We start from the raw sequence: 6,407 nt of genomic DNA, 5'->3' as shown, positions 1-6,407 counted from the left end.
AGCTGATGAAAATCATTTTGATTTTATTAAAAGTATTAATTTAGATTGAAAAAGTGCACCTCCGATTATTAGACTGTGTCTAATAAACGAAGGTGCACTTCAAAGGAATCAACTTTTTTTATTGAACTAAAGCACCTGTTAGCTTAATAGCGAATGATTACAACCGGCTATTTCTCCCAAAGTTCGATCAATCGACCTTCAGGATCTTTAATCCAAATAAACTTTCCAAATTCACTAATCTCTTCTTTCTTTTCAAGAGGTACACCAATTTGTTCAAGATGCTGAATAGTCTCGTTTAGATTATGTACTTGGAAATTTAACATCACTTGTTGTTCTGTAGGAAAATAACTGTCATTCTCGGCAAAGAAAGAAAAGATAGTCTCAGTTCCTAATTCGGGTTTAATCACAGTCCCATTCCAATTTTCTATTTCAATCTTCAACACTTCACTGTACCATTTTTTTATAACATCAAGATTCTTAGTTCTCCAAAATATTCCTCCGAAACCTTTTATCATCGTATCTAACTCCTGTCTGTCTTTTAATTTTTAATGTGACGTAGTATGTATTTAATATATCAAAACAAAAGAGTAATAGTAAGGAAAATCAGCAACTTATGAACAGTAAAAAATCATAATTGCTGGTGTAGCATTTACTACATTAACGATACCGACATCATTCTTCGCAGAACTTGGGAAACAAAAGCAAGATACAATTGAAATCTGAGCTAAAGGATATAGCAATACTGACTCGTTTGAGGATAACTCTTCAACTTATAGTTCGCCTAAATAATCCTTGCAATAGTAAGGGGGAAATAGGGGACCTGGAAAAATGAATAAAGCAATGAGAAAAACCCGCACATGAAGTAAAAGCAATGTGCGGGCTTTTAAGTATAGTATTAAGAAGTTTCGCTAATTTTAGTCTCTGTATGAGTGTTAGTAGCAATTCTTTTCTTTATCTTAAAGTGATAGTAGGTGTAGCAAAAGATGATAAATGGTACAGTGCAATAGATTCCTAGTCTTTGACTTGGGATAAAGATAAGACTTATTAATATAATGCCGTACAATCCAAAACCAAGAATTGGTACAAGTGGATAAAGTGGAGTTTTAAATTTTAAGTCTTCTAATTTTCCACCTTCGGCTAAATAATGTTTACGGAAAAAGAATTGAGAAACACAAATTGACATCCAAACAATAATTGTAATGACTCCAGAAATTGAAATCAGCCATAAGTAAACCGTTTCAGCAGCTACAACGCTTGTCAAAAGAGAAAAAGCAGAAATAGCTATCGTCAAGAGTAAAGCGTTTAGAGGTATCCCTCGTGATGATAATTTCTTTAAAAAGGCTGGAGCCATATCATTTTTTGATAATGACCAAAGCATTCGAGTTGCGGCGTACAGTCCTGAGTTTGCGACAGAAAGAACAGCAGTAAGAATAACAAAGTTCATAATATCAGCTGCATATGGAATACCTATATTATCAAATACAGCAACAAACGGACTCTTTGTTAATCCTGCCTCTTCCCAAGGAATTAAAGCCACGAGAACAAAGATTGCTAAGACGAAGAAAAACATCGTGCGCCATATTATATTTCTAATAGAACGAGGTAAAGTCTTTGCTGGATCTTCACTTTCACCTGCTGCGATTCCAACAAGTTCTGTACCTTGGAAGGAATAATTGACTGTAACCATTGTTAAAAGAATAGCGGCAAGTCCATTTGGGAATAAACCACCATGATTTACGAAATTTGAAAGAAGCGGAGCGGGTTCGTTTCCTTTTAAATCAATAAAACCGAACATAGCGGCGCCGCCAAGAATAATGAAAGCGATAATGGCAGATACTTTTATACTTGAAAACCAAAATTCTGTTTCTGCATAACTACGAGCAGATAATGCGTTAATAGTGAATATTGTAACACCAAATATTAAACACCAAACCCAGACAGGAATATCAGGAAACCATCGCTGCATTGTAATACCAGCAGTTGTAAATTCAAGACCAGTCGTATTCGCCCAGCTTAGCCAATACAACCATCCGATGGTAAATCCAGTTGCGGGATTGATGAACTTAGTGGCATATTCCTGGAAGGAACCTGAAACTGGCATTGCTACAGCAAGCTCACCAAGACATAGCATAACGAGATACATTAATAATCCACCGGCCATAAAGGCAAGTACGGATCCACCAGGTCCAGCTTGACTTATAATAAAACCAGATCCGTTAAATAACCCCGTTCCAATCACACCACCGAGTGCAATCATGAATAAATGTCTACCTTTCATCGTGCGCTTTAATTCATTGTTTGTATTGTTTACTTGCGTCATTGTTTTCCTCACTTTCATAATTGGTAGTATGAAGATTGATGTTTTTCCGTATTATGGAATGTATTCCGTGATGTGAAATCTTGTTCTAATTTTCAGATAATTAAAAAGAAAAGTCAATATTTTTTTTGTTTACGTTTTCATTTTTTTGATAGTGTTATATCTCTATTTTTAGAAAATTAAATAAATTAATTGATTTCAGTTTGAATTTTTGTTAAATTGATAGTTAATTAGGCTAAACATACTACAAGTAAAGTTGAGGCGAGTTATGGTACAGTCCATTGATCGAGCGATAGGTATTATTAAGTTACTGAATTCTACAAATGAAAAAGAGTATTGGGCTATTTCTGATATAGCTGATAGAACACATCTCCCGGTTAGTACAGTACATAGGTTACTGAACTCTTTGATGGAGCATGGGTTAGTTACGCAAATTTCAGAAACAAAACAGTACAAGATTGGGCCAATGTGGATGGAAATAGGATTACGTCAATTGGAGAAGGTAGACTACAGATCTGTTGCAAGAGAAGTAATGAAGCGTTTGGCCTCTGAAGTTGAAGAAAGTGTTTATTTGAACATTCCAAATGGAACACATTCTATTATCATTGAAAGAATTGATAGCCCTTTAAAAATTCGAGTTATCGATAACTTAGGGGAACAGATTCCACTTTCAATTGGCGCCGCAAATAAAACGATGCTTGCCAATATGAACACGAATGAAATGGAACACATTGTAGAACATTTACTTTCTTCTTTACCAGAACAAAAGCAAATTCTTTTCGATCAAATAAAGCAAATAAGAAATGAAGGATATGCTGTGAGTTATGGTGAAAAAACAGAAGGGACAGCTTCAGTAGCTGCACCTATTATCGGATTTAATCATAAAGTAGTAGGAGCATTAAGTGTTGGGTTAATTAGTCATCGCATTAATGATGATCGACTATCTTTTCTTATTAGTAAGGTAAAACAAGCAGCTCATGAAATATCAATAAAAATCGGCAGTACATCAGAATTATAATTTTGATAGCTGTCGTCATTTTTTATTCATATATTGGAATTGATTTTCATAATGCGGAAAAATAGGGGGATTTATATGTCAAAGTGGCAATCAAAAGAACAATTAGTGCAATTATTAAGCAATCTTGTTGAAATTCCTAGTATTACAGGTTCAGAAGCTGAAGTTATATTACCAGACTTTGTTGTAGGACAATTATCAGACTTACAGTATTTCAAACAAAATCCGCATCATTTGCAAAAAAATCCGACCGGGGATGGAAGATATTTTGTTACAGCGCTAGTAAAGAAAAGTGATAGTACGAAAAATACCGTAATTCTTGTTAGTCACTTTGATGTTGTAGATGTACAAGATTACGGAGTGTGGAAAGAAGATGCATTTAACCCTAAAAAGCTAACATCTATGTTTTATTCTCATAAAGATGAGCTACCAGATCATGTACGTGAAGATATAGAACAAGGAGATTGGCTATTTGGTAGAGGAACAATGGATATGAAATGTGGTCTAGCTTTACAAATGGCAATGGTTGAGCAAGCTTGTGAAGGAAGATTTGATGGGAATGTTCTTTTATTAGCTGTTCCAGATGAAGAAGTGAACTCTGTAGGGATGAGGGCTGCTGTTCCGAGATTATTAGACTTAGCAAGAGAACATGACTTAGAGTATAAAACGGTTCTAAATTCAGAGCCTATGTTTTCAAGGCATCCTGGTGACCAAAATAAGTATATTTATACTGGTTCTATTGGTAAGGTGTTACCTGGTTTCCTTTGCTATGGAAAAGAGACACATGTAGGCGAACCTTTTGCAGGATTAAATGGGAGTTATATGGCTGCATTATTAACAGCAGAATTAGAGTTGAATACGGACCTTTGTGATATTGTAGATGGTGAAGCGAGTCCACCACCAACTAACTTGCTTCAAAGAGACTTAAAGGAGGATTATTCTGTACAAATTCCTCATCGTGCTGTCACATTATTTAACTTGTTTTTACTAGAAAAAACGATGACAGATGTAGTTTCATTATTACGTCAAAAAGTAACGAAAGTAGCAGAGAAAATCGAAGAATCGTATGAGGAGCGAGCGTATCATTTTTCTAAGCATAATCCGTTCATACCGCCTAATCTCAAAGTAAATGTATTAACGTATGAAGAGCTTATCACTTATGCAATTGAACAACATGGAAGAGAAAAAATAGATGAAATTCAATCTAATATTATAAAAAATAGAGAAGATAAAGATGATCGTGCGGTAACCATTGATTTAGTAGACAAATTATCTATCTTATGTAAAGAAAAGGCTCCGATGATTGTACTTTTCTTTGCGCCGCCATACTATCCAGCTGTGAGTTCACGCAACAATCCTTTAATTAAAGAGGTAGTTGTAGAAATGGGAAAGTATGCCCACTATAATCATAGCATTACATTTGAAAATCAAAATTATTTTGGAGGAATTTCAGACTTGAGCTATGTGGGCTTACAAAACCCATTGGACTCAATGAGTTCTCTTGTAGACAATATGCCATTATGGGATAAAGGTTATTCAATTCCACTTCAGGAATTAGAAGAGTTTGACGTTCCAGTATTAAATATGGGGCCGGTAGGAAAAGATGCACATCAATGGACGGAGCGTCTGGACGTAAATTACGCATTTGAAACGCTATTAGATATGTTACCTATATGTATTGAAAAATTACTTGTTTCTAATAAAGTTACACAGTGATAGTGTCTGTATAAGAGAGATAGAAAAAAGGACCGTAATTGGTCTTTTTTATTTTTGAAATATGATGTCATTTTACCTTGATGGCGATGGACGATATCCCTATTACGTAATGATTTTTAGACGTCCAATTTGATTACACTCTTCAGCGAACCAAAGATCGCCATCCGGACAAATCGTGATACCATGTGGCTCTGCATTATTTGTAGGTATCGTATATTCCGTAATAACTCCTTCAACTGTAATACGGCTGATTTGGTTACCTCCCCATTCTGTGAACCAAAGATCTCTGTTCTTCCCGGGTATTATGGCATGAGGACGAGCGTTCGGCGTCGGTATAACAAATTCTTTGACCTCACCTTCGAACGTAATTCTACCAATTTTATTGCCCATGATTTGTACAAACCATATTGCTCCATCTGGTCCGCTCGCAATTCCAACTGGCCCGGAGTTGGGTGTTGGGATTGGATATTCTTTGACCTCACCTTTAGTGGTTATTCTCCCAATCCTATTGTTCTGATTCTGTGTAAACCATAATGCACCGTCTGATCCCAGAGTAATAAAAGAGGGGGATGATTTGGAGTTAGGCAATTCAAACTCGGTGATTTCCCCTGACTTTGTTATTCTTCCGATCCTACCATTATTCATTTCTGTAAACCATATTGCTCCATCTGGGCCTTCCGTTATGCCAAAAGGTGCAGCGTTCGTTGTAGGGAGTACATATTCTTCAAAAAGACCGTTCATCGACATTTTCCCGATCTTGCTTGAGTTATATTCCGTAAACCATAAGTCACCGTTCTGGTCCGAGATAATTGACATAGCTCCTGCATTTGCTGTCGGAATGGGAAAAGAATTTATTTCACCAGTAGCATTTATTCTCCCAATTCGATTCCCTTTCTGTTCTGTAAACCACAATGCTCCGTCTTTTCCTACGGTTATTCCATATGGTCCTGAATCTATTTCATTGACCACATATTCTTGTATCGTGATCCTCATATCATTTCCTCCCATTGAAAATTTCGAGTCTTGTTTTTCGGTATAATTTAGTTTTAAAAAGGACATTCCTGGTATTACAGTGGATGCCCTTTTTGCTAAATTATAAGATATTTTGTTAGAATTCAAAGTCTAGAATCAGTTTACTGGTTTGACCTGTAAACTTATAATTATAGGACCCTTTCAAGCTTTCTAATTCACCAGTAGCTTTGATGATTGTTGCAGGGGAATCTAGATTTCCTTTATCAAATATCCCTTGCTCTATAGCTGTAAATGTCCCTCGTTTTCCTTTATAAATTCCTTCAAAATGTAAAAATCCGGAAATTTTAGCGGTAGCCAAGTGACCATCATCTATAGTTGATTCTAAAT

6 protein-coding genes are annotated in these 6,407 nt (G+C 35.8%); 2 read left to right on the top strand and 4 right to left on the bottom strand.

All coding sequences use genetic code 11. The features are described 5' to 3' along the window. Window positions 1-167 precede the first annotated feature (167 nt). Together AB3X48_RS15775 and AB3X48_RS15770 are read right to left on the bottom strand one after the other, a co-directional pair. Window positions 168-515 carry a VOC family protein gene (locus tag AB3X48_RS15775; protein ID WP_002033235.1) on the bottom strand — a complete coding sequence of 116 codons (348 nt, stop codon included), beginning with the start codon at window positions 513-515 and terminating at the stop codon, window positions 168-170. A 380-nt stretch (window positions 516-895) separates the two neighbouring features. After that, window positions 896-2,320, bottom strand: coding sequence for an amino acid permease (locus tag AB3X48_RS15770; RefSeq protein WP_002161112.1), 1,425 nt, complete (start codon window positions 2,318-2,320; stop codon window positions 896-898). 265 nt (window positions 2,321-2,585) lie between these two features. On the opposite strand from AB3X48_RS15770, the gene AB3X48_RS15765 reads away from it, so the two are divergent. Next, window positions 2,586-3,335, top strand: a complete 750-nt coding sequence (locus AB3X48_RS15765) for an IclR family transcriptional regulator (RefSeq protein WP_002120836.1) — start codon at window positions 2,586-2,588, stop codon at window positions 3,333-3,335. 75 nt (window positions 3,336-3,410) lie between these two features. Further along, window positions 3,411-5,048 carry a M20/M25/M40 family metallo-hydrolase gene (locus tag AB3X48_RS15760; RefSeq protein ID WP_088099283.1) on the top strand — a complete coding sequence of 546 codons (1,638 nt, stop codon included), beginning with the start codon at window positions 3,411-3,413 and terminating at the stop codon, window positions 5,046-5,048. A gap of 102 nt (window positions 5,049-5,150) precedes the next feature. Here AB3X48_RS15760 and AB3X48_RS15755 read toward each other — a convergent pair whose 3' ends face one another. Together AB3X48_RS15755 and AB3X48_RS15750 are read right to left on the bottom strand one after the other, a co-directional pair. After that, window positions 5,151-6,041, bottom strand: a complete 891-nt coding sequence (locus tag AB3X48_RS15755) for a Vgb family protein (protein ID WP_088099282.1) — start codon at window positions 6,039-6,041, stop codon at window positions 5,151-5,153. 115 nt (window positions 6,042-6,156) lie between these two features. Continuing rightward, window positions 6,157-6,407: DUF3224 domain-containing protein (locus AB3X48_RS15750; RefSeq protein WP_367959723.1), on the bottom strand; the 251-nt coding region annotated here is incomplete at its 5' end.

The sequence above is a fragment of the Bacillus sp. S4 genome (assembly GCF_040838205.1).
Lineage (GTDB): Bacteria > Bacillota > Bacilli > Bacillales > Bacillaceae_G > Bacillus_A > Bacillus_A cereus_U.
The sequence above is the reverse complement of the archived record's forward strand: the minus strand, read 5'-3'. Positions and strand labels throughout refer to the sequence as shown.